This window comes from Carboxylicivirga sediminis (assembly GCF_018156225.1).
Classification (GTDB): domain Bacteria; phylum Bacteroidota; class Bacteroidia; order Bacteroidales; family Marinilabiliaceae; genus Carboxylicivirga; species Carboxylicivirga sediminis.
Genome location: NZ_JAGTAR010000015.1, coordinates 1 through 25,081, shown reverse-complemented (window position 1 = coordinate 25,081; position 25,081 = coordinate 1). Strand labels below are relative to the sequence as shown.

23 protein-coding genes and 2 tRNA genes are annotated in these 25,081 nt (G+C 37.8%); 13 read left to right on the top strand and 12 right to left on the bottom strand.

Annotated features, from left to right (window positions below; all coding sequences use genetic code 11):
* Positions 1 to 39 precede the first annotated feature (39 nt).
* From KDU71_RS10880 to KDU71_RS10845, 8 genes are all read right to left on the bottom strand, one after another.
* Entirely contained in the window at positions 40 to 1,035 is a 996-nt protein-coding gene (locus KDU71_RS10880; RefSeq protein WP_212190728.1) for a FecR family protein, read from the bottom strand.
* Between the two features lie 84 nt (positions 1,036 to 1,119).
* A complete protein-coding gene (locus KDU71_RS10875) occupies positions 1,120 to 1,674 on the bottom strand; it encodes an RNA polymerase sigma-70 factor (protein ID WP_212190726.1) in 555 nt (184 codons plus the stop codon).
* 154 nt (positions 1,675 to 1,828) lie between these two features.
* Positions 1,829 to 3,271 carry a glycoside hydrolase family 47 protein gene (locus KDU71_RS10870; RefSeq protein WP_212190724.1) on the bottom strand — a complete coding sequence of 481 codons (1,443 nt, stop codon included), beginning with the start codon at positions 3,269 to 3,271 and terminating at the stop codon, positions 1,829 to 1,831.
* Positions 3,272 to 3,456: 185 nt separating this feature from the next.
* Positions 3,457 to 4,296 carry an AraC family transcriptional regulator gene (locus KDU71_RS10865; protein WP_212190722.1) on the bottom strand — a complete coding sequence of 280 codons (840 nt, stop codon included), beginning with the start codon at positions 4,294 to 4,296 and terminating at the stop codon, positions 3,457 to 3,459.
* Positions 4,297 to 4,545: 249 nt separating this feature from the next.
* On the bottom strand, positions 4,546 to 6,564 hold the full coding sequence (locus KDU71_RS10860; RefSeq protein WP_244828400.1) for a glycoside hydrolase family 97 protein: 2,019 nt from the start codon (positions 6,562 to 6,564) through the stop codon (positions 4,546 to 4,548).
* 279 nt (positions 6,565 to 6,843) lie between these two features.
* Positions 6,844 to 8,460, bottom strand: a complete 1,617-nt coding sequence (locus tag KDU71_RS10855) for a DUF6377 domain-containing protein (protein WP_212190720.1) — start codon at positions 8,458 to 8,460, stop codon at positions 6,844 to 6,846.
* A gap of 97 nt (positions 8,461 to 8,557) precedes the next feature.
* Positions 8,558 to 8,830: a cysteine-rich small domain-containing protein gene (locus KDU71_RS10850; RefSeq protein ID WP_212190718.1), complete on the bottom strand. Its 273-nt coding sequence runs from the start codon at positions 8,828 to 8,830 to the stop codon at positions 8,558 to 8,560.
* Positions 8,831 to 8,964: 134 nt separating this feature from the next.
* Complete coding sequence (locus KDU71_RS10845) at positions 8,965 to 10,404, bottom strand: glycoside hydrolase family 16 protein (protein WP_212190717.1); 1,440 nt, start codon at positions 10,402 to 10,404, stop codon at positions 8,965 to 8,967.
* 519 nt (positions 10,405 to 10,923) lie between these two features.
* Here KDU71_RS10845 and KDU71_RS10840 point away from each other — a divergent pair.
* The gene (locus tag KDU71_RS10840; protein WP_212190716.1) at positions 10,924 to 11,703 is read left to right on the top strand and encodes a polyphosphate polymerase domain-containing protein; all 780 of its coding nucleotides are present in this window, start codon (positions 10,924 to 10,926) and stop codon (positions 11,701 to 11,703) included.
* A 14-nt stretch (positions 11,704 to 11,717) separates the two neighbouring features.
* Positions 11,718 to 12,764, top strand: coding sequence for a hypothetical protein (locus KDU71_RS10835; RefSeq protein WP_212190715.1), 1,047 nt, complete (start codon positions 11,718 to 11,720; stop codon positions 12,762 to 12,764).
* Positions 12,765 to 12,774: 10 nt separating this feature from the next.
* Here the strand turns inward: KDU71_RS10835 and KDU71_RS10830 are convergent, their stop codons facing one another.
* The gene (locus tag KDU71_RS10830) at positions 12,775 to 13,893 is read right to left on the bottom strand and encodes a glycerate kinase (RefSeq protein WP_212190714.1); all 1,119 of its coding nucleotides are present in this window, start codon (positions 13,891 to 13,893) and stop codon (positions 12,775 to 12,777) included.
* A 233-nt stretch (positions 13,894 to 14,126) separates the two neighbouring features.
* On the opposite strand from KDU71_RS10830, the gene KDU71_RS10825 reads away from it, so the two are divergent.
* Together KDU71_RS10825 and KDU71_RS10820 are read left to right on the top strand one after the other, a co-directional pair.
* A tRNA-Gly gene (locus tag KDU71_RS10825) sits at positions 14,127 to 14,199 on the top strand.
* 373 nt (positions 14,200 to 14,572) lie between these two features.
* Positions 14,573 to 14,655, top strand: a tRNA-Leu gene (locus tag KDU71_RS10820).
* Positions 14,656 to 14,709: 54 nt separating this feature from the next.
* Here KDU71_RS10820 and KDU71_RS10815 read toward each other — a convergent pair.
* Positions 14,710 to 16,953, bottom strand: coding sequence for a nitric-oxide reductase large subunit (locus KDU71_RS10815; protein ID WP_212190713.1), 2,244 nt, complete (start codon positions 16,951 to 16,953; stop codon positions 14,710 to 14,712).
* A gap of 30 nt (positions 16,954 to 16,983) precedes the next feature.
* On the opposite strand from KDU71_RS10815, the gene ric reads away from it, so the two are divergent.
* From ric to KDU71_RS10770, 9 genes are read left to right on the top strand one after another with little or no spacing between them, the layout of a single operon-like run.
* Positions 16,984 to 17,787 carry an iron-sulfur cluster repair di-iron protein gene (ric, locus tag KDU71_RS10810; RefSeq protein ID WP_244828390.1) on the top strand — a complete coding sequence of 268 codons (804 nt, stop codon included), beginning with the start codon at positions 16,984 to 16,986 and terminating at the stop codon, positions 17,785 to 17,787.
* 6 nt (positions 17,788 to 17,793) lie between these two features.
* Positions 17,794 to 18,234, top strand: coding sequence for an RrF2 family transcriptional regulator (locus KDU71_RS10805; protein ID WP_212190712.1), 441 nt, complete (start codon positions 17,794 to 17,796; stop codon positions 18,232 to 18,234).
* 3 nt (positions 18,235 to 18,237) lie between these two features.
* Positions 18,238 to 18,747: a hemerythrin domain-containing protein gene (locus tag KDU71_RS10800; RefSeq protein WP_212190711.1), complete on the top strand. Its 510-nt coding sequence runs from the start codon at positions 18,238 to 18,240 to the stop codon at positions 18,745 to 18,747.
* Positions 18,748 to 18,766: 19 nt separating this feature from the next.
* Positions 18,767 to 19,030 carry a DUF2024 family protein gene (locus KDU71_RS10795; RefSeq protein ID WP_212190703.1) on the top strand — a complete coding sequence of 88 codons (264 nt, stop codon included), beginning with the start codon at positions 18,767 to 18,769 and terminating at the stop codon, positions 19,028 to 19,030.
* 2 nt (positions 19,031 to 19,032) lie between these two features.
* Positions 19,033 to 20,577: a PepSY-associated TM helix domain-containing protein gene (locus KDU71_RS10790; protein WP_212190702.1), complete on the top strand. Its 1,545-nt coding sequence runs from the start codon at positions 19,033 to 19,035 to the stop codon at positions 20,575 to 20,577.
* Between the two features lie 37 nt (positions 20,578 to 20,614).
* Positions 20,615 to 20,953 carry a cupin domain-containing protein gene (locus KDU71_RS10785; protein ID WP_212190701.1) on the top strand — a complete coding sequence of 113 codons (339 nt, stop codon included), beginning with the start codon at positions 20,615 to 20,617 and terminating at the stop codon, positions 20,951 to 20,953.
* A gap of 11 nt (positions 20,954 to 20,964) precedes the next feature.
* Positions 20,965 to 22,209, top strand: coding sequence for a DUF438 domain-containing protein (locus KDU71_RS10780; protein WP_212190700.1), 1,245 nt, complete (start codon positions 20,965 to 20,967; stop codon positions 22,207 to 22,209).
* Between the two features lies 1 nt (position 22,210).
* Positions 22,211 to 22,729 carry a DUF1858 domain-containing protein gene (locus tag KDU71_RS10775; RefSeq protein ID WP_212190699.1) on the top strand — a complete coding sequence of 173 codons (519 nt, stop codon included), beginning with the start codon at positions 22,211 to 22,213 and terminating at the stop codon, positions 22,727 to 22,729.
* A gap of 3 nt (positions 22,730 to 22,732) precedes the next feature.
* Positions 22,733 to 23,923, top strand: coding sequence for a DUF438 domain-containing protein (locus KDU71_RS10770; protein WP_212190698.1), 1,191 nt, complete (start codon positions 22,733 to 22,735; stop codon positions 23,921 to 23,923).
* A 244-nt stretch (positions 23,924 to 24,167) separates the two neighbouring features.
* Here the strand turns inward: KDU71_RS10770 and KDU71_RS10765 are convergent, their stop codons facing one another.
* Both KDU71_RS10765 and KDU71_RS10760 read right to left on the bottom strand, forming a co-directional pair.
* Positions 24,168 to 24,728 (bottom strand): glycoside hydrolase family 108 protein, encoded by a 561-nt coding sequence (locus KDU71_RS10765; RefSeq protein ID WP_212190697.1) that lies wholly within the window; start codon positions 24,726 to 24,728, stop codon positions 24,168 to 24,170.
* The coding region (locus tag KDU71_RS10760) for a hypothetical protein (RefSeq protein ID WP_212190695.1) at positions 24,725 to 25,081 on the bottom strand (357 nt) is incomplete at its 5' end. The genes KDU71_RS10760 and KDU71_RS10765, both read right to left, overlap by 4 nt.

Sequence of the window (25,081 nt, the reverse complement as noted above, 5' to 3'; positions counted from 1 at the left end):
TCTCCAGTCTTTTCTTTCATAGTTCAAATTTGTTTTTAGCTATTTCTGTTTAAGTGTGATTAATTCATTATTAATTTCATAATCGAGATTGGTGATAATACTAAAACGTTGCAGCGTTTTAAGTACCGATTGCTCCTTTTGTATAACGCAGCGGTAGCGCTTATTCCGAAGTACTTCATCCTGAATAACAATATTGACACCATACAAATCAGATAGTGTGGCGGCTATTTCTTCGAGTGTAGCGTCCTTAAATTCATAGCGACCGGTGGTCCAATCGGTCACCTCATTCATATGCGCAACCGCCTGAATTTTAGCATTACCTTCTTTATTAAGAAAGAACTGCTGACCGGGCTCTAAACGGGCAACCTCCTGATGTGCGGTATTGAGTATGCCTACTGAGCCTTCCCTGAGCGTTACTTCACACTGCTTTAATTGGCTATTAGACTTCATATTAAACTCGGTGCCATAAACTTTTACCGTATGCTGATAGCCCTCTACCAGAAAGGCGTTCTTTTTATCATGTGCTACATTAAAAAATGCTTCTCCTTCGATACTTGCCAATCGGCTATTTGAAGCAGCATTGTAACTATAAACCAGTTCTGATGCAGCATTTAACATCACTTTGGTGCCATCTGGCAAATCAAAGCTGGCCGGGCTGTTTGCCGGTGCTACAATCTTAAACTCACCGGCCAGTAAACGATTCTTCTCCTCAATAGAGGTATTAAAAAGAAGTGTAGACACAACCAGCCCAACTAACATGACAGAAAGTGATGAATACACAAAGTTTTTTACCTTATTGGACTTTCGGAGCAAGTGATTAATGACGCCAGTTTTGGTCAGCTCCCGCGATAAGGCGATATCGTTTTTTGAAAAAATCAATTGCTGTGCTTTGAATAGTTCTACCTGTTTCTGGTAAAACACTCTATTTTTATCACTCTGCCTAATCCAGTTATCAAGAACTATCTGCTCTGCATCGCTAATCTCCTGACTTAACTGCCTAAGAATTAATAGTTCTATTTTTTCCGATTCAATCATAACATGCTTGTTTCTACAGTAAGGACGAAAAAAAAGAGTGCCACCCTGACACTCTTATATATTTTTTTGAAGAAAATTAATCTATTAGAAAAGGACACTTGGCAGATACTCTGACAAAGAAGCTTTTAGCTGCTTTAAGGAACGAGAAATTTGTGTTTCCACAGTTTTCTCCGATAAAGCCAGCTTTTCTGCTATCTGACGATAACTCAAGCCTTCATCTCTACTCATTAGAAAAATCTGTCGTCGCTTTTCCGGCAATTGATTGATGGCGTCACTTATGTGCTTCTCCAACTCCTCCTCGAGCAAAGGGTTATTAAATGGAATGGCTGCATCATTAGCTTCAGGAGCATCAGTTTCATTCTTCTGTTTCACTTTATTTTTCCGCTGCACATCAATGCAAATATTGAAGACTGATTTAAACAGGTAACTCTTAACCGAACCATTAATAGTGTCCAGTTTGCCTTTCGCCCACAGGTTGATAAAGAGTTCCTGAACTGCTTCTTCAGCATCCCACCTATTACCTAACAGCTTGGTTGCAAACAATATGCACCTTGGATAATAAAGGTTAAAAATGTCATCAAAGGTAAAGTCATTGATGGCTCTGGTCATTGTTCCGGATTCTTTTGGATTCTGCCTCAAAAATATAAATTTAAGACAAATCACCATACCTAATAAGATATCATGGACTATAAATAGAACATTTAACCCCTTTAAAAGTGGTTGGTAGGTTTGTAAAAAAAAGCCTTTAAAGGTCATAACGATAACTTCAAAGGCTTTAAAATAACTAGGAACTTTAGTTTAATCCTAATCGCTTTTTTGCTTCAGCTTGATTAAAGGACACCTTTTTAAAAGGATGCGCCTCGGTATTGAATATATACTCATCCAAATTAAACTGCTTATCGTGTATCGTAAAAGTCAGATACAGATACTTCATCGTTTCAGCAAAAAAGAAGGTAGGCATGTAGTCCTTTTTCTTCATTGTACGCACATCCTCAACTGAAGAGAAAGCGATATCTGTTTTACAGTATTTCTTAATATCGGCCCAATACTGCTCAACCATCTGATAGTATTTTTCTTTTCCTGTATAATGATACAGGTAATAAGCCGATTCAATGATTTCTGGATTTAGATCGTAAACCGGGTAGGTAGGAACAGCTGCATCAAAATCATATATCATCGGCTCCAATCCATAACGATTCCAGAGCCAGTTCCAAGTGTCCTGATTTTTTTCGGCTCTTTCCAGATCATTATCAAGCGCAAGCACAGCAGGCCAAAAAGCATCGTATAATGTAACAATTCCGCCTTCAATAATTTCGGCATTATCAGCATAAATAGGATTGGTCTTTTTTAAACCGGTATGCATATCAACACGTTTGTACCAGAATGAGGTATCACTTTTTTCAACCAGGTAGGTGTTAACCGCATTCACACTCTGCCGCCAGATTGGCTCCAGCTCTTCATCGCCAAATAACAGATAGGCTTTTAGCAGGTACTCATAATACGAATCAATACCGGCACAAATATGGCTACTTGTACTCAGCCACTCACCTGTTTCCACATTGATATTTTCACCAACCAGCTTTTTATCCGATACGCGCTCCCAAACCGCCAGATTGGCCTTTTTGGCTACCTGGTAATACACCGGGTTGTTGGTATAATAGCTCAATATGCCCATCTCAAACATGTATGAAGCAGCCTCGGCTACATTTATTTTTTGCCCCTTTGCTTCACCGGTTTTCAGATTGAACCAATAATATGGCATACCTGTTGGCGAATCAAATGCTTTTAACATGCGCTGTCCAAAATCTTCTGTTTTAGCCAGTATATCAGGGTCTCCATTGTATTCATACATCGCCAGCAGACCACCGAGTATCCGTATATTCACCTCAAATGTCTTCACGTACAAATCTTTGTCCCAACTTATGCTGTCCACTACATAACGCTCTACTTCTTTGGCAGAATCATCCAGACCCATCACCTTCATAGTACTGTATGCATCAATTGGCGAAATATGGAGTGACTCCTCATACCAATCCTGATAGCTGCCTGAAATTGGCAACAACACATCGTGCCCCCAGGCATATTTTTTATACCCCTCCCAGCTTCGTTTAAATTCTGATACTACTTCATCCGCCAGTACATTTCTTGTTTGTTTATCGTCTATATTTTTGGCTGAATGATTACATGATTCAACAAACAGCGCAATCACCAAAAGACACATATACCACTTACTCATAACACCTTATCATTTGCATTTATTATTATTTCTATCGCAACAATATTACAGCACAAAGCTATTATCATCCGTCAGGATTATAAAATTAATTTATTGATGCCAAAAAACTAATTATTGCCCTGTGGCGATATTTTCGCTTTTACCTTCCTTATTCGTGTTAATCAGCAGCAATACCAATTACCTAATCAGAATATTTTATGGTTTCTCTTACGATAGTCCAGAGGAGTTATGCTGTAATGCTTTTTAAATAGCCTGTAGAAATAGCTGACCGACTCGAAACCACAATCAAAACAAATAGATTTAATAGATGAGTTAGTCATAATCAACTGCTGACATACATATTGCAATCTCACTTTTATTACTGTTTCTGTCAGGGTCTGCTCCAGATGCTCTTGCAGCACCCTGTTAACGTGTGCCACGGTGCGCCCCGTAAGAGCCACAAAAGCCTGCACACCTCCTCTTAATGTTTCTGGCGAATTAAAATTATCGAGCGCAAAGGCTAACCAGTGGGGTACATGCGAACTATTAACACTGATTGTTTTGAGCACCTTAAAAATATGAATCATTATAAAATCGAGGTGCAGATGATTACGTTCATAGGTCCATAGCCGATCTGTCAGGGCAGATATTTCATTCAACTGTTCCAGACTTAATTGTATGCTAAAGGGTAATTTTGATGTGGCCCAAAAGTACGATGTGGCATTTGGAAAATAGCGCTGCTTATAACCATCCAGACTATCTGTTAAGAATGCAATATTGGTTACAACAAGCTGCTCCTGCTGCTTATCAAGGCGAAAGGTATGTTTATCATCTGGGCGAATCAAGCATAAGGTGCCCTTTTTAACAGGCACCTCTTCCCCATTAATAAGGTGGATGCCCTGGCCCTCTTTTACCCAAAACACTTCGGCATAATTGTGCTGATGCAGCTGTAAGGTATGTAATGAGTTGATAGTTGTTCGCGCTATATGAAACGCTTCGTTCTCATCTGATAAAAATGATTGCAGTGTGAATCGGTTTGTGGGCATGTATTATTCTTTTACACTTTCAACAAATCGTTTTGCAAATATAACTGCATTATTAATGAGATGCCTGCTTTATTCTGAATTACATATACATGACATCAATTCTATAACACATTTCAATTCCTCACATCCTCTAAGTAATCTTTTTTTTAAAAAGAAAGCAGGCAAATACGCTCTTAACCTTCCTCTTCAAAGCGATAAAGTAGAGTAAATACAAAAATCAACACAATTCTGTATTTACTCTACTTCTAATTACTTTTTAACGAATCGGATTGCCTGTCCGCCACCTGCAGCCAGTTTCAGCCTTAAAACAGTTTCTGATGACACTTCTTCCTCAACAATCGAATAGCCCTGAGGATTGGTTTTCCAATCGCCGTCATCTGCATCTTTATAAATTTGTGCTGTATAATTCAATCCCGGCGTCAGAAAATCCAATTTGACATCAAGCGCTCTGGCTTCCTCATTGGTAGCGCTTCCCAGGTACCACTCCTCCCCGCTTCTACGGGCAATAGTAATGTATTGTCCTACTTCACCGTTCAACACGCCCGACTCATCACTATCTGCATTGAAATCAGCAATAAACTGAAATGCCGGATGCCCTTCGTAGTTTTTGGGCAAATCGCTGGCCATCTGCAGAGGGCTATACAATATCACGAAGTTGGCTAATTGTTTTGCAAGCGTTGTATGTGTGCGTGTCATACCTATATCTTCTGTATTCCACTTCACGCGCTCACCGGCATTTGCAAACAGCAAATCAAAAGTACCGGGTGTATAATCAGTAGGACCACCGAGCCCTCTTGTGAATGGGATGATAACTGTGTGCGATGGCGGATTCCCTTCACTCCAGGCATTCCATTCCATGCCTCTCACTCCTTCACGAGTCATCATGTTTGGCCAGGTGCGTCGAATCCCCGTTGGCTTAATAGGCTCGTGCACATCAAGCATAATCTGGTATTTGGCAGCTAACTCAACCACTTTACGGTAATGGCGTACCATAAACTGGCCATGATGATGCTCTCCACGCGGGTAAATTCCTCCAGCATAACCTGTCTTGACTGCATGCATCCCCAGATCGTGACACATCTTAAAGGCCGCCTCCATGTATTTCTCATATGATTCGATATCTCCACCTGTTTCGTGATGGCCGATAAGCATGACACCTTTCTCACGCGCATAAGCTGCTACCTTATTGAGATCAAAATCAGTGGCCGGCGTAATGTGATCAAAGGCATCCTTAGCCCCCCAGCTTTCCCATCCATCATTCCAGCCTTCGATAACAAGCCCCTCAATATTGTTGGATGCAGCAAAATCAATGTGCTTGATGGCATTTTCGGTCGTTGCACCATGTCGCGGTCCCGGATACCAGGTTTCTGTTCCCAAGTGCATTCCCCACCAAATCCCAATGTACTTCATCGGCTTAATCCACGATGTATCTTCAATACGACTGGGTTCATTCAGGTTGAGTATCATATTACTCTGCACCAAACCGGCAGCAGTGGGGCTAATCTGGATAGTGCGCCAGGGCGTTTTCATAGGAGCTGATCCGCGCACCTTATCTCCATTGGCCCAGGGAACCAGTTCAGCTTCGTAAACACCTTTTACCTTCTGCTTAAGTGTCATTCCGGCATAATCAGTTAAGGCAGCTTCGTGTATGCTTATATGAATGTTTTGTTCGCCTTTCATGGTAACAGGAGTTGCCACCCACGATGCCTCCTCCATGGATGTTTGCTGATATAATTTCTCGTAGGTATTGTAGTCAGCCCAAATCCACCATGTATCCGGATTGCCTTTGACATCAAACTGTGTCAGCTCATCCATGATCACAAAATCACCCAGGTTTTTTTGCTCCGGGAATTCGTATCGGAATGCGACACCATCATTATAGGCTCTGAAATATATATTCATCAGACGTTCCTGACCTACAACTTCTTGCAGTTGAACTTCTAGTTCACGATATTGGTCTTCTACTTTCTTATTCTCGCCCCAAGGTTGCTCCCAAGTCGAATTATACTCATTCACCTCTGTTTTCAAGACCTTAAAGCCATCTTTAAGAGCAGGAATTTCTTTAAAAGTAAATCCTAATTGCGAAGGATAAATAATTGTGTCCTGCTTAAATAAAACATGATAAAAAGGCTTTCCATCATTCAAATCAAAACCAATGCTTAATTGATTATCGGGAGATGAAACCATTTTATACTGATCAGCTGAACTACAACTCACCAGTCCTAAAACAAATATAAGAACCGCTGAAATTTTCAAGATTGTCTTCATTGCTTGTTATGTATTTTTGTGATTAAACCACTTGATTTATGTTCAATCAAGCTATTGTATTTTGGTAACGCTAAAGTACAAGGGGCACAAAACTAAAACAAGAAGCATATACAAAGTACAGATAAATGTACAGATATAACAAACTACTACACATTGATATTCTGCATATTACACTAAATAAAGTACAGATCCGATACAGGGTATAATACTACCTGACTGGCAGCACTACTAGACCATTTACATGTTTACGGAAATATGGATGCACTGAAAGCACAGCTATTAAAAGGAAGGAATAGACATTACGTATTGCTCAAACTCATCCGGTTCCATTTTAGCCCTGGACTTTACCCTGTTCCGATATGTATAAACTGTGTTTCTGGAAACCCCCAAAATAGATGACACCCGTTCGGCACTATCAATTCCCAATCGTGACAGTGCAAATACTCGTAATTCAGCACTAAGAGTAACAGGTGTAGTGACTTCTATCTGCATAGATGGCTCCAATACCTCATTTACTTTGTCAACAAATGAAGGAAATAAGCTAATAAACAGGGCATCAAACCGTTCAAACAGTTGCTCTTTATCATCGTCAGGGCCACTTTTAGTCAGGTAATCGGTAATCGTATCGTATTTCTTCTGCAGCAACAAGCTTCTGATCTTTGCCTGCATCTTCTCCATCTCATGAAAATACACCGAACTCAGCTCAAAGTAGTTGGTAAGTGATTCTTCCTTAATCTTATTCGATTCAATTAACTGCTCATTCTGGGTGGCCAATAAGCTGTTTTGCTCATTTATTATATCACGTCCCCTTTTGACTTCTCTATGTCGGCGTACCAGTCGTATCCATAAATAGATGATCACCACCAGGCTAACACATACGACCATTAGTATAGACGCCAGAGCTGCTAAACGCATTTGCTGTATTTCTTTCATTTGCAGCTCTATAATGGGTACAATATGTGTTATTTCGGCTTTACGCTGGCGGGCACCGTAAAACTCAGCATCCTGAATGGCTCTTATCAAAAATTGGTGAGCCAGCCTAATTTCGCCATTCTCCAGTAATACTTGAGCCATCAAGCGTCCCGAAGTAGTTTCGTATGTTGACGAGCGAATATCTGACTCAATACTATTCAGCAGGTAGCGAACCTGCCCTTCCAAATCCCCGAGATGATAGCAGGCCCAGGCCATACAGGAATATATCTTTGCTTTTTCGTGCTCTGATACACTTGGTTGTTCTACAAATAGTCTGCAATGGTCAAGAGCATCTTCTGCCATATCCAGGTCTATCAACTTTAGTGCTCTCACCAACTGATAGTCAACATGGTTTTCATTAGCTACCTGCAAAAGTGAATCGGCGTAGACATGATTTAACTGCCTGTACTCCGGGTGATAGGCCGGCACATCATTATAGGCTATCAGATCGCCATAAAGCCTTGTCTTCAGACTATAATAATGCACTTTAGACTGTTCTGATGATAATTCTCCTACTTGAGTAATAACATCAATAGCCTCGCTAAATAAACCAGCACAAAGCAAAACATCAGTTTTAAACAATAAGGCCTCCACCCGCTTATCTGACAACTTCATCCGGTTAGCCAGCTGCTCCATCTGCAGAGCTATATTAAATGCCTCCTGGCTCTTGAAAGAATAAAGCTCAATAAATAACTGCTTATTTAGTTCATAGCGTTTAGTATCATTTAATACATTTCCCTGCTTCTGCAATTGGTTTTTCAGTTCATTAATACGCTGCACCTTCACCTCATCAAACTTTTTCCGCTCGCTGTACTTGTGTTCCGTTGCTTTTATGGCCTTTAATAAAGATGACGACAGCTCACTGGCCAGCAAGCTGGTGTTCAAAAGAAATCCTAGTAACAGAAAAAAAATACAATGCTTCATATTAGTGAATAATGAGTGTTGCTGCAAAGAATAATTCTACTTGCTATTATATCTCTCCGGATATATGTAATCATTATGCAAGGTTCAACACATGGTGTTATTCTTGCTCACTTCCAATTTTTATCACCTCTCCCATTTTACTCATAACATGTTCATAGGCACCCTTTGTATGAGGCAATAAGCATCCGCTGCAATCTTTAACCCCATTTGTATATTTGTAGTGACCTCCGCAATTACCTTTAAGCATATATAGGGGGCAAAAACAAAACAGGCAGTTAAATTCCTCCTCATTTTTAACTTTATGACAAGGAAAGTATTCGCATTTCTTATTTTGGCAGAATTTATAATTTTCCGTTTTTGGTTTATTCATCACAGATACACTTGTATTAAACTCAGAGCAAAACTAATTTAAAAATAACTCAATACCATCTCACCTGCTTTATTATAAAAAAAGGGAATTATGCTGCGAGCACAATCCCCTTTTTTACAAGTTGATAGACTATATTAGTTTTTCTGCTGATAGCATCGTACCCATTCAATATACATGTTAGCCGAGGCATCAAGTTTCTCAACATCATCAGTAATATGCGAGCTAAATACCAGGTACATTTGCGCATCAGGGATGTTATTTGTTTGTTCATTGACTTTCACACCGTTAATAAACCAGCTTAACTTGTCCTTTGTCCACTCAATAGAATACACAAAATAGTCGCTGTCAAATTTAGCTCCCTTAACAGTTTTAGACTGCAATTCCGGCCCCTTACCATTTATCAGTTGCAAGCCAGCCAAATGGCTTTTAGCATTTTTATCTTCAAACCTAAATACGTCGATCTGAGGTGCCATCTTTTCACCTACCAGCCAAAATGCATGACGAACCGGGTGCACGTGATCAACTTTCACCTTAGCTTCAATTTTACCAAACTGCTGACGATGACTTTGTCCGGTACTAATAAGTCCTGCTGTAAAATCGAAAGCTTTAGGCATAAATCCTCGCTTAGAATCCCATACCAATCCATCTGCATGCTCATTGCGCGTACTCAATTGCACACCTTTACCACTTATACTTATGTTATTGTCTGTAAAAAACTGCTTTTCGTTTTCGAGCACATACGTTTTATTGAGCAACGCTTTGCCCCAATAGTAACCGGTAATCCACTTCTCGCGATTCAGTGAAGTTGATGAGAAATCATCTTCAAATAGTAGTTGCCACTTTTTAATCTCACTAAAGGAGTTATCCTTCTCCACTTTTTTATACCATATATAGTCTGGTGATTTTACCAGCTTATTATACTCCTGAATTAAGCTGTACTCCTCAGATTTCTGAAACTTCTTTTTATCTTCCATCCAGTTTTTGAAAGCAATAAATTTTTCAGAAGTAACTTCCTGCTCCAGTTCCTGGTAAGTTTTTAATCGCTCTGAATTGTGAATATTCAGGTAGTTTTTATAAAGTGAGGAATTAACTTGCTTATTAAACAATCTTATTTCCTTGTCTTTAGTTAATGCCTTACAACGCTTAAACTTCTGGTAAGCTTCTGACTTCTTAAAACCTTTTTGCTGCCTGGCACTCTGAAATTCACTGCTTCGCACGTACTCATTCAATTCAGCCAGCTCTTTCCTTTTTGAGGATACTTCAATTTGCTTAACACGTTCAGGCATACCCGAAGCCACATATTTGAAGTATTTCTTAAACTCTGCAGATTTCTTTTGAGTTGTGTATTTCTGTAACTGCCTGAATTCAGCAGTATCTTTAAACTTCTCATTCTTCAACTTATCCACCTTCTTGGTAAAATCAGCCGAGTTAATCAATATCTCAAGTTCATTGATACGCTTCAATTCATCACTCTTGGCATATTGATTAAAGCGCTCATAATCTGCCTTATTCTTTTTTTGCTCAGCCTCGTACTTAGCTGTATTTGGATATTTACTTGATGAAAATAGTGCCATTATTTTTTACGTTTTGGGCGTTCAGAAGTAATAATACGACAATTGCCAAATAAAGTTTAGCGTTTGGAGCATTTTTTTATGCAAAAAACACGGGTGTTCGCATGTGTTCGTCCGTTTGTTCGATTACGAACGTTTTCAAAAAACCCCTTTTTTACATTATATTCTATCCATCAATAACTTAACAACTACGGATCGGTTATTGATTTAATGAGTATGTGTGCAGCTAATAACGATTGGCAAAATACTTACAGATTGTTACCAAACATTCACACGGAATTTAGTATTTCATGATTATTAACATTTTTTAGTGACATTTTAATCAATTTGTAAGTTTACACATCTATCTGATTTATTGTCTTTTGCAAATCTCTGACACATTTTGATTTTTAAATTAGTGTTAATTTTTCTAAGCTTTCAATAAATATGATTTCAGTCATATATCGTGAAAATGAAAAATGAGTCTTTTGCAGCGAAATTTAAGAATTGATTGTTGAGTTTAGAGTACAAAAAATATCAACCATGAGCGATTTATTACAGTTAGTTAGCTTTTTCGATACGACTTCTCTTGAAGAGATGAGCCGGGCTAAGCTATTGAACAGGGTCGACACAAAATATATTGTGACTCCGGCTGTATTAGTCAAGGCATTATCTAAACATATTGACGACTACGAAGTATTGGCCGTTAATAATAAGGTCAACCTCGCATATAATACCATTTACTTTGACACTGACGATTTGGCCATGTACAAAGAGCATCATAATGGTAAAAATCATCGCTACAAAGTGAGATACCGACAATACGAAGAAACTGGTGATAAATTCATAGAGGTTAAAGAGAAGATCAAGAATAGAACAGCTAAACAACGCTTAAGAATAGATAGATTCACCTATCCGATAGCAAAAGGTTTAGAATGCCTGGTGAATGATTGTACGCCTTACGATCCCAAACAACTGGAACCTAAGTTAACTACCAAATTCAACCGCATCACCCTGGTTAATAAAAAAGCCTGTGAACGCATCACAATTGATTTAGATATTAACTTCAGTAATGAAGGATCAGAGACTTACTCACTGGGTAATTGTGCTATAATAGAAATCAAGCGCGACAAAGAAGATGTTTACTCGGCTTTTGCACGAACTTTAAAAAACCAAGGAGTACTTCCATTATCAATCAGCAAATATTGTCTGGGTACAATTGCACTGAATAACAAAGTTAAATATAACCGCTTCAAGCCGCGTCTTAGAAAAGTGGAAAGATTAATTGCACAGGAGGATCGTCAATTAGCAATGGTTGTATAATTAAAGGGGTAGCCATGAAGATTGCATTCTTTATATTATGCCTGTTTATTACCTGCAGCAATAGTGCCACCAATGAATTGGATGCATTGGTAAAGGAGCGAATAAAGGAAAGTGCTAATCGCTTTTTCGAGAGTAACGATGTACTGCAAATTAGCGTTAAGGCGGACTTTAAAGCTATAAGAGCCGATCGCGACAGAAGCACTAATGAATATCACACGGCGTCTATTGAATACACCGATGGTGATGACACACTCAACGTACCTGTCAAAATTAAGACCAGAGGTAACTTTCGTTTAAAAGAAGAAAACTGTGATTTTCCCCCGTTACGTTTTAAGTTTAAAACGCGCGATGCAATAAACACTGCATTTGAAGGTCAGGATAAGCTCAAACTGGTGACGCACTGCAGGGATACCAGCCAGACAATGCAGGAAACGATGCTACGGGAGTTCCTTGTTTACAGGCTATATAATAACATTAGTGAAAGAAGCCTGCGGGTTCGATTGGTTAAGGTTAAGTACATTGACATCAATTATGGTGAAGAGCTTAATAAATATGGGTTCTTTATTGAGTCAATTGAACAAATGGCAGAGCGACTTGGCCTTGAAGAAATTGAAATGGCTAACCTAACACAAGAGCAACTCATTGAAGATAATATATTACAGGTAGCCCTATTTAACTACATGATTGGCAATACAGATTGGTCCATCCCTAAATTACACAATGTTGCGCTGTTAAGAGACGAACGTCATGCACCACCCATTGCTGTACCCTACGATTTTGATATGTCAGAATTTGTTGATGCCTGCTACATGAAAGTATACATGGGCCGTGAACTGATTGAAAGTCGCTACAAAGGGAAAAAGGTTTCGATAGATGCCTTAGAAAAAGCCATTGCTCATTACCAGGCTAAAAAGAATGACCTGGTAACTACAGTTCTGGAGTTTGAACCACTAGATTTGAAATCCAGACAAGAGTGCATCAAGCTTATAGATTCTTTCTATCACGTTCTGGCTGATCGCCAGGCCTACAGAAAAGCATTTATTGCTGAAGCTGTTAAGTAAGTTCTATTGTTCAGGGACAAAGGTGGGTTCTCACAAAATCTTCTGTTATTTTTTTTAAGTATAGCTCTGCATTGGCAATAGCCTCTTTCTGATTTGGTGATAACTGCATCAGTTCACCAACATAATCAAAATAGGTTGTTGCATCTTGAAGCCTATTGCTTCCACAAAACACAGCCAGCTTTTGAGCAACCTGAGCATTAAGTATCCCTTTCACCACTTTACCTGCTAAAGTCTGCACATCAAGACTTCCTTCACCTGTTATTATCCAGTCTGCATTTTGAATCTTAGCCTGAAAATTCGCTTCCTTCATCACAAGCCTTATCCCAGAGGACAAGCGGGCATTTAAGAAAGCAATGCATCCTCCTCCTAATCCACCAGCGGCTCCTGATCCCGGTATATTATGCAAAGAAATGTGATACAAACGATTAATGACAGCATCAAAATTCCTTAAGCCATCATCGAGTTGCTTTATCATACTATCTGAAGCTCCTTTTTGTTTGCTATAAACAAAGGCAGCACCATCTGAGCCATAGACCGGATTATCAACATCGCAAGCTACCTCAAAACAAACATTCTTCAGATTCGGCAAAACCTCTGACGGATCAATATACCTTAATTTAAGTAGATCGGCACCAATACCTGCCAGCTCCTTCCCTTCACCATCTAAAAGTTTATAGCCCAAAGCCCTTGCCATACCCATACCAGCATCGTTGGTTGAACTGCCACCTATCCCAATGAATATGTGCTTGGCACCTCTTTCGATTGCATCTTTTATCAACTCTCCTGTGCCATATGTGCTTGTATGCATCGGATTTAATTCATCATGACTTAATAAACGAATACCCGATGCTGACGACATTTCTATATAGGCCGTTTTTGTATCAGATGACAATAAATAATTGGCATTAACAGGTCTGAACAGCGGATCATTGACCTGTAGCTCTACCCTGTCACCACCAATATAGTATCGAAGTACGTCAATTGTTCCATCACCACCATCTGCCAAGGGACATTTCTCAATGATGACATCAGGGCAAATAGCTAGAATAGTTTGCTCAACAATGGCGCAGAACTCCATTGCCGATAAGGAACCTTTAAATTTGTCAGGTGCAATAACAATCTTCTTCATCGTTTAAAACAGAAAGCAATTTCCAACTATAAGTAATCCAAATTTACAATTAATATACTCCCTAGCTACATTAAAAATAAATCTGAACGTAGGACGAAAAACATTTAGGCATCTAACAGACTTAAACTGTAGCTGTTGCCTGAAAAGACAAGTGATTTGGCCAATCTCTAATGGAAAAATATAGCCCAAACCTGTGAAATCAATAGTAAATTTTATATTTTTGCCCAGCATTTGCGAAAATAGCTCAGTTGGTAGAGCACGACCTTGCCAAGGTCGGGGTCGCGGGTTCGAGTCCCGTTTTTCGCTCAACTATTTCACAACTGGCCCAAGTGGTGAAATTGGTAGACACGCAAGGTTGAGGGGCATTTACTAAACTTTAGCTTCAATGGACTACTAAAGCTGATTAATAAAGAGTTATATAAGAACGTAGCTCAAATGTAGAAAATATTTCGGAAACAATTCGGAAACAATCTACAGATTTGTAATTTTGAATAAAATACCAGCCCAGATGGTGAAATTGGTAGACACGCTGGCTTGAGGGGCATTTACGAAAATTTAGTGTCAAAAAGCTGCAATAGCTGATTAATACTAGGTTTTAAAAGAACTTGAAACAAAAATACAGAATTTATTCGGAAACAATTCGGAAACATTCTGTAAAAAGATAATTTTACTGTCACCAGCCCAGGTGCTGAAATTGGTAGACAGGCGCGGTTGAGGGCCGCGTGTACTACGTACGTGCGGGTTCGAGTCCCGCCCTGGGCACACAAAAACTCCCGACTGATTTCAATCGGGAGTTTTATTTTTTATCCCGATATATTACTTCTTAATCGACCATCCACCCTTTAGACCAAATATGAAATATCCAAGGTATAATGCTCCGACTGCAAAAATAGTATCACCAATAGCTCGTAACCAACGTAAGGTTTCCATTGCAGGCGTTCCTAAAAACTCTGCTGAACGAGCATACCATAATCCATGTTTTACACTAGCTACAGTTTGAGCTAAACCAACAGGTAATACACTAATTAAAACCATTAGTAATAAACCAATATTTAACGACCAAAATGCAATCTTAATCGGTTTTTCTTTCCATTCAACCTTTAGATTCATATCCCTTAGCACAAATAGCATTAATCCCATTCCCAGCATTCCATAAACACCAAACATTGCAGTATGTCCGTGTACAGGAGTCGTATTCAGTCCTTGCATATAATAGAGGGCGATTGGTGGGTTTATTAAGAATCCAAAAATTCCAGCACCCAGTAAGTTCCAAAAAGCAACAGCAATAAAAAAGTAAATTGGCCATTTGTATGCATTTACCCATTCGCTGATACGGCTTAGCTTTAAATTGTGATAGGCTTCAAATCCCATAAAAACAAGCGGAGCTACTTCTAATGCACTAAATGTTGCACCAAGAGCTAATACTCCGGTTGGTGTTCCGGAAAAGTATAGGTGATGGAATGTTCCGATAATACCACCTGAGAGAAAGATGATGGTTGAGAAAAGTACACTTGTTGTTGCAACACTAGCTTTTAATAGTTGCATACGAACAAATAAAAAGGCTATGGCTACTGTAGCGAATACTTCAAAGAAGCCTTCAACCCAAAGATGAACGACCCACCATCGCCAAAATTCAGCAATAGAAAGGTGGGTTTGTTGTCCCCACATTAAGCCAGCACCATAAAAGGATGCAATTGCAATGGATGCAATTAAGAACATTAAAAGTAAATGGCGGTTTTCATTACGCTGTTTTAATGCTGGTAGCAACGCTCTTCCCATTAAGAATAACCAAATAAATAAACCAAGGAAAAGGAAAATTTGCCAGAAACGACCTAAATCTACGTATTCATAGCCCTGGTGTCCAAACCAAAAGTTTTCTGCTAAGCCTAATTTTTGCATAACACCCATCCATTGACCAGCCAATGAACCAACTACTATTACAAGTAAAGCTCCGAATAGTATATCAACACCCAATTTTTGAAATTTAGGTTCTTTACCTGAAACAGCAGGAGCAATAAATAAGCCTGTTGCCAACCATGACGTAGCTATCCAAAAAATAGCTAATTGTATATGCCATGTTCTTGATATGGAGTAAGGAAGAAAGTCTGCCAAAGGAATTCCGTAAAAACCATTTCCTTCAACTCCATAGTGAGCTGTAATAACCCCCATTAGTATTTGAACCAGAATAAGAGCTGTAACCACCCAAAAATATTTCAGGGTTGCCTTCATTGATGGAGTTTGCTGCACCCCCGATAATGGATTAACAGGTGGTATTTCAACATCTTCATCATCGTCTTTTCTGCGTGTAGCATAATACCAAGCTAATAAGCCAATGCCCACTAATAAAACAATTACACTAAAACCTGTCCAAAGATGTAAAGAAGGAGCTGGTTCGTTAGCTACCAATTTTTCTGGTGGCCAATTGTTCGTGTAGGTAATATCCTTTCCGGGACGTTCTGTTACTGTTGCCCATGTAGCCCAGAAGAAAAAGTTATTCATTTTAGCCATTCTGTCTGCATCTTTAATGCTGTTTGCAGGCAGAGCGTACGCTTCACGTAAATCAGCCTGAGCAGACCCATCCATAAATAAACCTTTATAATGGTTGCCTACAAATTCGATGGCATCGGTACGAATTTCTGATATGTGTAATGTCTTTGTTTCTTTATTGTAGGTATTGGTTCTCATTTCTTTTTGCAACCTTTTTTCTAGCATCGCTTGCTTTTCTTCGTCAAGCTTATCATAGTCAGTTGCAAATTCTGCCTGTGCTAATCGGTCGAGAATATAAACTGCCTCTCGATGTAACCAATCAGCAGTCCAGTCTGGTGCCTGATATGCGCCATGTCCCCAAATGGTTCCTACTTCTTGTCCACCAATCGACTGCCAAATATTTTGACCATCCTTAATGTCTTGACTTGTAAAAAGCACCTCACCATTACCATTAACAATTTTTTCAGGTATAGGTGGGGCTTCTCTATATATCTCCCTGCCATAATAACCTAAAACACTAAAGGAAATAACCATAACCAGGATAAATCCAATCCAAAGATTTTTTGTTTTCATAGTCTATGCGATTTTAAAATTTAAAAACAAATGTATAACATTTTTATAAAAGGACATTCATATCCTTTTATAAATTATTACTATCTTTGTAGCAAACAAAAAATAAAAGCGATGGAAATAACTAAGAATACAACAGTTGGAGATATAGTGAAGGCTAATTTTAAAACAGCTCAAATATTTGATAAGAATAGTATAGACTTTTGTTGCGGTGGTGGAATAAGCCTCGATGAAGCCTGTCAGAAATCAAAAGTTAACATTCAGAAACTAATGCCGGAATTAGAAACTCTGGTAAAAATAAATGACCCTGATTCAAAGTATATTGATGGCTTGGAATTAAATGAATTATGCGACTATATTGAGAAAAGACATCATACTTATGTGAGTGAGAATATACCATTCCTACAGCAAAAGCTACAAAAATTATGCGATGTACATGGAGGCAACCACCCCGAATTATTTGAAATTAGAGAGCTTTTTAACGGTGCTGCTGAAAATTTAACTGAGCACATGAAGAAGGAAGAGTTAATTCTGTTTCCATACATAAAAAAGATGGTAAATTTTAAAGCGGAACAAGGTGATGCTAAAAATGAGTTTGGCGATGTTATAACAACTATTGAACTGATGCATGAGGAGCATGAAACGGAAGGAGAACGTTTTGAAAAAATATCTTCGCTTACCTCTGGTTACACTTGTCCTGCTGATGGTTGTGGAACGTATCAGGTAACCTATCAAACCTTAAAAGATTTTGAGAATGACCTACATCGACATATTCACTTAGAAAATAATATTCTGTTTAAGAAAGCTTTACTTTTGGAAAGTGAACTAATAAAATAAACGGATATGTTATCTAAAAGTACCGAATATGCCATAAGGGCATTAGTATTTGTTCAATTACGTAATTGGGAACAAAAAAGACCTGGTGTAGGAGAAATCGCTAAAGAAATTGAAGCTCCGGAAGCTTATACAGCTAAAATTCTCCAAACACTGACGAAGAATAAACTAATGGATTCCATGAAAGGACGAGGCGGAGGTTTCTTTTTTAACGACAACCAATCCAACTTAACGCTTTACGATGTAATTCATGTGGTGGAAGGTGATGCTTGTTTTCACAAGTGCGGTTTTGGATTAAAACAATGTAATAATGACAACCCTTGTCCCCTGCATGATAAATATAAAGTGGTTCGTGATGGTTTTTTTGATATAGTAAAAACAGAAACGATTAAGTCGTTATCGGAGAAAATAAAACAAGGAGATGCAGTATTAAATAGATTAAATACTTAAGATATGAAAAACATAACTCAAATATTATCAGATGAGCATCAAACAATTTTAAAGGTTATTGATGCTGTACTTAAAGAATGTACTGAGCTTGAAAGCGGAAAAACGTTAAATATTGACTTCTTTAAGAAAACAATAGATTTTATAAAAAACTATGCAGATAAATTTCATCATGCCAAAGAAGAAGACATTCTTTTTAAAGCCATGCTTGAAAATATCGAAAATCTACATTGCAACCCAATACCCGTTATGTTGCACGAACATGACGAAGGTCGTGAATTTGTGAAAGGTATGGAACAAGGTATTTTGGAAAACAACACAGAAAAGATTATTGAAAATGCTCGTGGATACGGAGCACTTTTACAAAACCATATTTACAAAGAAGATAACGTGCTTTATCCTATGGCAGAAGAAGCATTAACCGATGACCAGAAGGATGCTGTAAATAAGAGATATATGGAAATTGAAATAGAGTTAAAAGAAACAATGAATATTGAAACATTGAAGTTTGTTTAAGCGAAAAAGGTTGAATGAAATGAGAGTAGCAGTTTGGGACACATACGTTAAGAAAACCGATGGAAGTAAAATGCATTTTGACATACTTGTACAGGAGTCAATTAAGGATTCAGAAATAATATACAATTATGGACAAGAATATCTAAAAGGTAAAAATGTAATATCTGAGATACTTACTGCAAAAGAATGTGAGTTTTGCCATATTGAGGAGGCATCGCAGATAATCATAAACGATATTGAGCGAAAAGGTTATCATATTGTTGAATTGAAGAATTGCGATTAAGGATGGTAAAATCACAAGGTAGATTTGCAAGAATTTACAAAAAACTTCATAAATGGCCAGGTTTAATTATTTCCTTCTTGCTACTATATTACAGTATTACTGGCATCTTTATGAATCACCGGGAGTTCTTCTCTAAAATTGATGTTTCACGCAATAATTTACCAAAAGAATTTCGTTATCATAATTGGAATAACGGTGCGGTAAAAAGCAATCTCAATATAAATGCAGATAGCATTCTAATATTTGGAAATATTGGTGTATGGCTTACCGATTCAACTTTTACAGGTTATAGTTCCTTCAATAATGGATTCCCAAAAGGAAGTGATAATAGAAAGATATTTGACCTGCACCAATCCAGTGACGGGAATTTATATTGTGCTACTCAATTCGGACTATTTTCTTTTGATAGAGCCAGAAGTCAATGGAGTAAATTTGACCTAGATGTTGACATTAAACGCTTTGTTGCTATTGAAAGCATTGAAGATACACTCTATGTTTTAAATCGCTCCTATCTCTTTAAAGGAAAGTCAAAAGGTATCAACTCCGTATTTCAAAAAATTGAATTGAAACAACCTCATGATTACAACAATGAAGTCTCACTTTTTGAAACCATGTGGCAAATACATTCAGGTGAAATATTTGGAATTCCCGGAAAACTATTTGTGGATTTTTTAGGTGTGATAACCTTATTTCTATCGCTTACCGGGATTATATACTTTTTCTTTCCAAGATGGATAAAGATAAGAAAGAATAAGTCGAAAACAGTTGCATCAATTGTCAAGACTAACCGATGGTCATTAAAATGGCACAATAAAACTGGTGCATGGTTATTTGTGTGTCTAATAGTTTTGTTCTTTACAGGAATGTTTTTGCGTCCTCCGTTACTCATTGCTATTGCGTATTCAAAAGTAAATCCAATAAAATTCTCCCATCTCGACCAACCCAATCCTTGGTACGATAAATTAAGAGATTTAAAATATGATGAAAACCGAAACGAATTCTTATTAGGAACATCGGAAGGAATCTACTCCATGGATAAAGATAAGCTTGCTCCCGAAGCTTTTAGGATTCAGCCTCCTGTTAGTGTAATGGGAATAAACGTACTAGAAAACTTCAATGATGGAGCTTACATTATAGGTTCGTTTAGCGGTTTGTTCTTATGGCATCCTGCTCATTCTGAAATTTATAATTTGGCAAAAGGTAAAATGTACGTTGGTAACTCTACAGGCAGGCCGATTGGTGATTTTAAAGTTACTGGCTTGATTACAGATTTGAAGGGTATACAATATATGATTGATTACGATAAGGGTGCAGTTCCTTTGTATCATCATAAATTGTTTCCTGAAATGCCAAATAATGTTCTTGAAGAATCAAAGATGTCCCTTTGGAATCTATCGCTTGAAATACACACAGGTCGATTTTTTAGATTTATGCTTGGTAACTTCTATATTCTTCTGGTTCCACTTTCAGGATTGGTAAGTGTTATGGTTGTATTGAGTGGCTATTTACTTTGGAGAAAGAGATTTAGGAAACCTAAAACTCGTTAAAATGTTGTACCTTTTATAAAAATAAAAACATATTAAAATGATTTCAAGAAATTATAAAACAGAACCTAAAAAGGAAAACCCACACAAAGTGGATGTTCGACAAATGTACAATGCCGAATCAGCTCAGCAGATGCATATTACCCTGCAACCTGGCGAAACCTTAAAACCACACAAAACTCCTGTTGATGTTACCTTTTATGTGTTGGAAGGAACACCAACGGTGCATGTGGGTGAAGAATCAAAAGTATTTGAAAAAGATACTTTGATTGAAAGTCCTGCGAACATTGTACATCATATAAGTAATGAGGGCGACAAGCAAGCTAGAATATTAGTTACCAAAGCTCCGAGACCAACAACCCAAGCCAAACTATTATAATACAAATTGATATGAGCGAATTAATAAATAACTCAAAATATAGAAAGGATAAGTTAAAGGAACTTATTCTGAAACTCCACGAAGGAGAATCTGCTGACGAAGTACGTAAAGAGTTAATCGAATCATTAAAAAATATTCCATACGGCGAGGTAGTTGAAGTAGAGCAAGAACTCATACAGGAAGGCTTGCCCGAATCAGAAGTTTTGAAGCTTTGTGATATTCATGGCTCAGTACTTGAAGGTAATGTTGATTTAAGTGGGGCAAAAGACATTCCCGAAGGGCATCCGGTTGATGTTTTTAAAAAAGAAAATATTGAATTAAAGAAAGTTGCTGAAAAAGCAAAAGGCTTGCTACAAGCCCTTAGTCAAGTTGGAAAAGATGAGTATGAAAAATACATATTCGCACTACAAGGGTTTTTTAATGAGTTAATGGATGTTGATAAACACTATCAGCGAAAAGAGTACTTGGTGTTTCCGTATTTAGAGAAAAATGAAATTACTGGCCCACCAAAGGTTATGTGGGGAAAGCACGATGAGATTAGAGAACAATTAAAAGGCTGTATTGAAATTCTTAAAACTCCGGAACTAACAGCCGAAGATTTAGAAGAATCACTTGAACTCATATTCTACCCTGCCATACAAGGCTTGGTTGATATGGTGCAAAAAGAAGAAGAAATTCTTTTTCCAATGGCAATGGATTTACTTACCGTGGAAGATTGGTGGAACATTGACAAGCAAACGCTTGAATTTGGATTTACACTATATGACCCACAAATAGAATGGAAACCGGAAGGAATGTCAGAAGATGTTGGAGAAACTACTGTATCCGGAGATGGTAATATACAACTTCCATCGGGTAGTTTTACAGCCAAAGAAATAATGGCAATACTAAATACCATTCCAGCCGATATGACTTTTGTAGATAAGGATGATAAGGTAAAGTATTTTACTCAGGGAAAAGAACGGATTTTTGCTCGAAGTCGCTCTATCATTAACAGAGATGTACGCTTGTGCCATCCTCCTGGAAGCACACACATTGTCGAGAAAATTGTTGAAGATTTTAAGTCAGGTAAAGCTTCTCACGCTCCTTTCTGGATTCAGATGAAGGGCAAGTTTGTTAAGATAGAGTACTTCGCCTTACGTGATGAGAATGGAGAGTATCTTGGCACATTGGAATACTCCCAAGACCTTACTGAGAATAGAGCACTAGAAGGAGAGCAACGTATTTTGTCTTATGGTGAATCAAAAGAAAAATAACATGGAAAAATTGATAATAACTCCCAAAACAAAAATATTTGATTTGCTTGAGGCGTATCCGCAATTGGAAGATGTTTTAATAGCTGCTGCACCCCCATTTAAAAAACTAAGAAATCCGGTATTGCGGAAAACGGTAGCAAAAATTACCAGCTTATCACAAGCTGCTACCATTGGAGGTTTAAAAGTAGAGGAACTGATAAATAAACTACGTAATGAAGTAGGACAAAAAACAAGTGATTCTATTGAGGTTGAACATGGGAATTATATAACCGAAAAGCCCAATTGGTTTAATGAAAGTGAAGTAGTCGAAACAATTGATATTCGTGATATGCTAAATGCCGGAGAGCAACCTGTACACGAGGTTCTTTCGGCTGTGAAAAAACTTGACAATAGTAAAATACTAAAAGTAATAGCACCATTTATTCCTGCTCCCTTAATTGATAAATCGTTGAGTTTAGATTACAAGCATTGGCTTGATAAAAAAGGAGAAGAAGAATATTGGGTGTTTTTTAAGGTTTAGAGTATGTCAGAATTTACAAAAACAAAGGCAAAAAGGATTCTTAAACTAAAAGAGGTTTCTAAGCTAATTTTAAAGACTGGAAATGCCAAGTCATTTATTGATGCCAACAAGGAATTTATTCCAACAGTTATACCAACCGATTTTATTGAACTTTTTGATGAGATAATCAAAGAAGGCTATAAGATGGATGACATAAAAGTATTAACCAATAAAGTGCTTAATATCTTTTATGAACCGATTCGAGATTATAAACGTATCGAGCCTGAACCAGATTCATTTTTGGGTGTGCTGGAACAAAATAATCACGAAATGGAATTGGTTCTAAATAAAATCCGTCCTGAATTTAAAGCCTTTGTAAAAGACATAAGCAATAAAGAAATAGGTGCAGAGTTGGCTGAATATTTTAAACAACTTGAAATATTTGTGAAGCATTATACCATTAAGGAAAATGTATTATTCCCAATTATTGAGAAAACCTGGGACGATTACCGTTGTCTTCAAATAATGTGGTCGTTTCAAGATGATATAAGAAGGAATTTAAAGACCGTTATAGCACAGCTAACCCATGAAGAGCTTAATATAAAGCAATTCAATAAATGTGTTGGTGATATTTTCTTTAATATGCTGGCAATTAAGTTCCGGGAAGAAAGAATTCTTTTTCCTTACATATTAGAGACCATTACCGAAAGCCAATTAGAAACGATGAACAGGGAAGGGTTTGAACTAGGCTATCCATATATTCAACCTACGCTTACAAAAGTGAATAAATCAGTATCAGGTATTGATGGCAACTTAATTAACCTTGGAACAGGTAGCGTAAGTATTGAGCAAATTAAACTTATTTTTAATCACTTGCCTGTGGATATAACCTTTGTGGATGAGAACGATAAGGTATGCTTTTTTTCAACCCCACCTAAACGTATTTTTCCACGTACCACAGCAATTATTGGACGAGAAGTGAGTAATTGTCACCCACCAGAAAGTGTACATGTGGTTGAGCAAATTGTAGAATCGTTCAGAAATGGCAAAAAAGACCAGGCAGATTTTTGGATTAAAATGCGAGGCGAATTTATTTTGATTCAATATTTCGCTGTTCGTGATGAAAGCCAAAACTACAAAGGTGTAATTGAAGTCTCTCAGGAGGTTTCGGAAATTAGGGCTTTAGAGGGAGAAAAGAGACTATTGGATTGGTAGTCTCTTCTATCTGAAATCAATCTCCTTTCTTATGCTTGTGTGGTTTTAGTGATGGCGTATTACCCGGAGTTTCCTTATTATCTCGTTGTCTTCTGTCAGGTTTCCCTGTTGATTTTGCTGTTCGTTTTGGACCAGGTTTAATTCCCATGATTTTTAGCTTTTGTTAGAATTATATTTTACTCACAAGTTCATAATAATTAGTCAAATATCAAAATACCATAAACTTTCGGGAGGTTTGTAAAATCTAATCCTTAAATTTTATCGCTCCAATCCGTTTCAACCAACCTTCTAAAAACAAATGATTCTTACCTTTCTTGGCAATCTTATGGTAGTAGCGGATTCTTGCTTTCTTGATTTCCCAAAACAAATCTTTAGGCTCGTGCATATTGATAGCTGCTAGGGTATTAAAGCCTATAATACCATCCATTTTTAAGTCGGCATCAAAGAATTGGTTTAATACACGCTGAACACCTCTAGCACCCCATACTCCGCTATTAACGCACCAATCAAAGATTATTTCTTGTATTGAGCCATTGGATATTTCATCAATTTTAAATCTTTTGTAAAAGGTCTGCTGATAAAAATCCTTTACAAGTTTTGTCAATTGAGGAACATCAATCTTAAAGTTCCAAGGTATTTCACCATAGGTTTCTTTGTAGGCATCAATATATTGCCATCCTTCCCAATCGGGATGCAAATTCCGGGCAACACCCATGTAGGTTTCGCCACCTCGGTCGCCTTCTACGTTGGCATAATAGCCTTCATGTTTGATTACGCCATCAAACAACTCATCGAATGTTTTCATTGTTTACGTCTGTTTTTAAGTTTGACATCATTAACTCCTGATATTGCACCACCAAAAAGAAAGTCAATAATGGTGCTTAGTTTGGTGGATATTCCACCGTTGATACTGCTTACAAATGCTATTTGCCAATCATCAAGCTGAATGGTATCAAAGATGAAGTAGTTCAGCATTACGAAAGTCAAACCACACCATGCAAGCAAGAAGAAGATTGCAAAGGCTTTTTGAAGCCAACTGTCTTTCTGATACATCTCCCTGGCTGAACTCCTATCGGCAACTGCCATCTTAAAAAGTTCCATTTTCCCCTGGAGCTTTTCTTCTTGTGTGGTGAATATTTCATCAATCAGCTTAGTACC

Bases quoted from the DNA above. Each gene is read 5' to 3' on its own strand.
- KDU71_RS10880 (WP_212190728.1), bottom strand. From the start codon at position 1,035: ATGATTGAATCGGAAAAAATAGAACTATTAATTCTTAGGCAGTTAAGT.
- KDU71_RS10870 (WP_212190724.1), bottom strand. From the start codon at position 3,271: ATGAGTAAGTGGTATATGTGTCTTTTGGTGATTGCGCTGTTTGTTGAA.
- KDU71_RS10865 (WP_212190722.1), bottom strand. From the start codon at position 4,296: ATGCCCACAAACCGATTCACACTGCAATCATTTTTATCAGATGAGAAC.
- KDU71_RS10860 (WP_244828400.1), bottom strand. From the start codon at position 6,564: ATGAAGACAATCTTGAAAATTTCAGCGGTTCTTATATTTGTTTTAGGA.
- KDU71_RS10855 (WP_212190720.1), bottom strand. From the start codon at position 8,460: ATGAAGCATTGTATTTTTTTTCTGTTACTAGGATTTCTTTTGAACACC.
- KDU71_RS10850 (WP_212190718.1), bottom strand. From the start codon at position 8,830: ATGAATAAACCAAAAACGGAAAATTATAAATTCTGCCAAAATAAGAAA.
- KDU71_RS10845 (WP_212190717.1), bottom strand. From the start codon at position 10,404: ATGGCACTATTTTCATCAAGTAAATATCCAAATACAGCTAAGTACGAG.
- KDU71_RS10840 (WP_212190716.1), top strand. From the start codon at position 10,924: ATGAGCGATTTATTACAGTTAGTTAGCTTTTTCGATACGACTTCTCTT.
- KDU71_RS10835 (WP_212190715.1), top strand. From the start codon at position 11,718: ATGAAGATTGCATTCTTTATATTATGCCTGTTTATTACCTGCAGCAAT.
- KDU71_RS10830 (WP_212190714.1), bottom strand. From the start codon at position 13,893: ATGAAGAAGATTGTTATTGCACCTGACAAATTTAAAGGTTCCTTATCG.
- KDU71_RS10815 (WP_212190713.1), bottom strand. From the start codon at position 16,953: ATGAAAACAAAAAATCTTTGGATTGGATTTATCCTGGTTATGGTTATT.
- ric (WP_244828390.1), top strand. From the start codon at position 16,984: ATGTATAACATTTTTATAAAAGGACATTCATATCCTTTTATAAATTAT.
- KDU71_RS10805 (WP_212190712.1), top strand. From the start codon at position 17,794: ATGTTATCTAAAAGTACCGAATATGCCATAAGGGCATTAGTATTTGTT.
- KDU71_RS10800 (WP_212190711.1), top strand. From the start codon at position 18,238: ATGAAAAACATAACTCAAATATTATCAGATGAGCATCAAACAATTTTA.
- KDU71_RS10795 (WP_212190703.1), top strand. From the start codon at position 18,767: ATGAGAGTAGCAGTTTGGGACACATACGTTAAGAAAACCGATGGAAGT.
- KDU71_RS10790 (WP_212190702.1), top strand. From the start codon at position 19,033: ATGGTAAAATCACAAGGTAGATTTGCAAGAATTTACAAAAAACTTCAT.
- KDU71_RS10785 (WP_212190701.1), top strand. From the start codon at position 20,615: ATGATTTCAAGAAATTATAAAACAGAACCTAAAAAGGAAAACCCACAC.
- KDU71_RS10780 (WP_212190700.1), top strand. From the start codon at position 20,965: ATGAGCGAATTAATAAATAACTCAAAATATAGAAAGGATAAGTTAAAG.
- KDU71_RS10775 (WP_212190699.1), top strand. From the start codon at position 22,211: ATGGAAAAATTGATAATAACTCCCAAAACAAAAATATTTGATTTGCTT.
- KDU71_RS10770 (WP_212190698.1), top strand. From the start codon at position 22,733: ATGTCAGAATTTACAAAAACAAAGGCAAAAAGGATTCTTAAACTAAAA.
- KDU71_RS10765 (WP_212190697.1), bottom strand. From the start codon at position 24,728: ATGAAAACATTCGATGAGTTGTTTGATGGCGTAATCAAACATGAAGGC.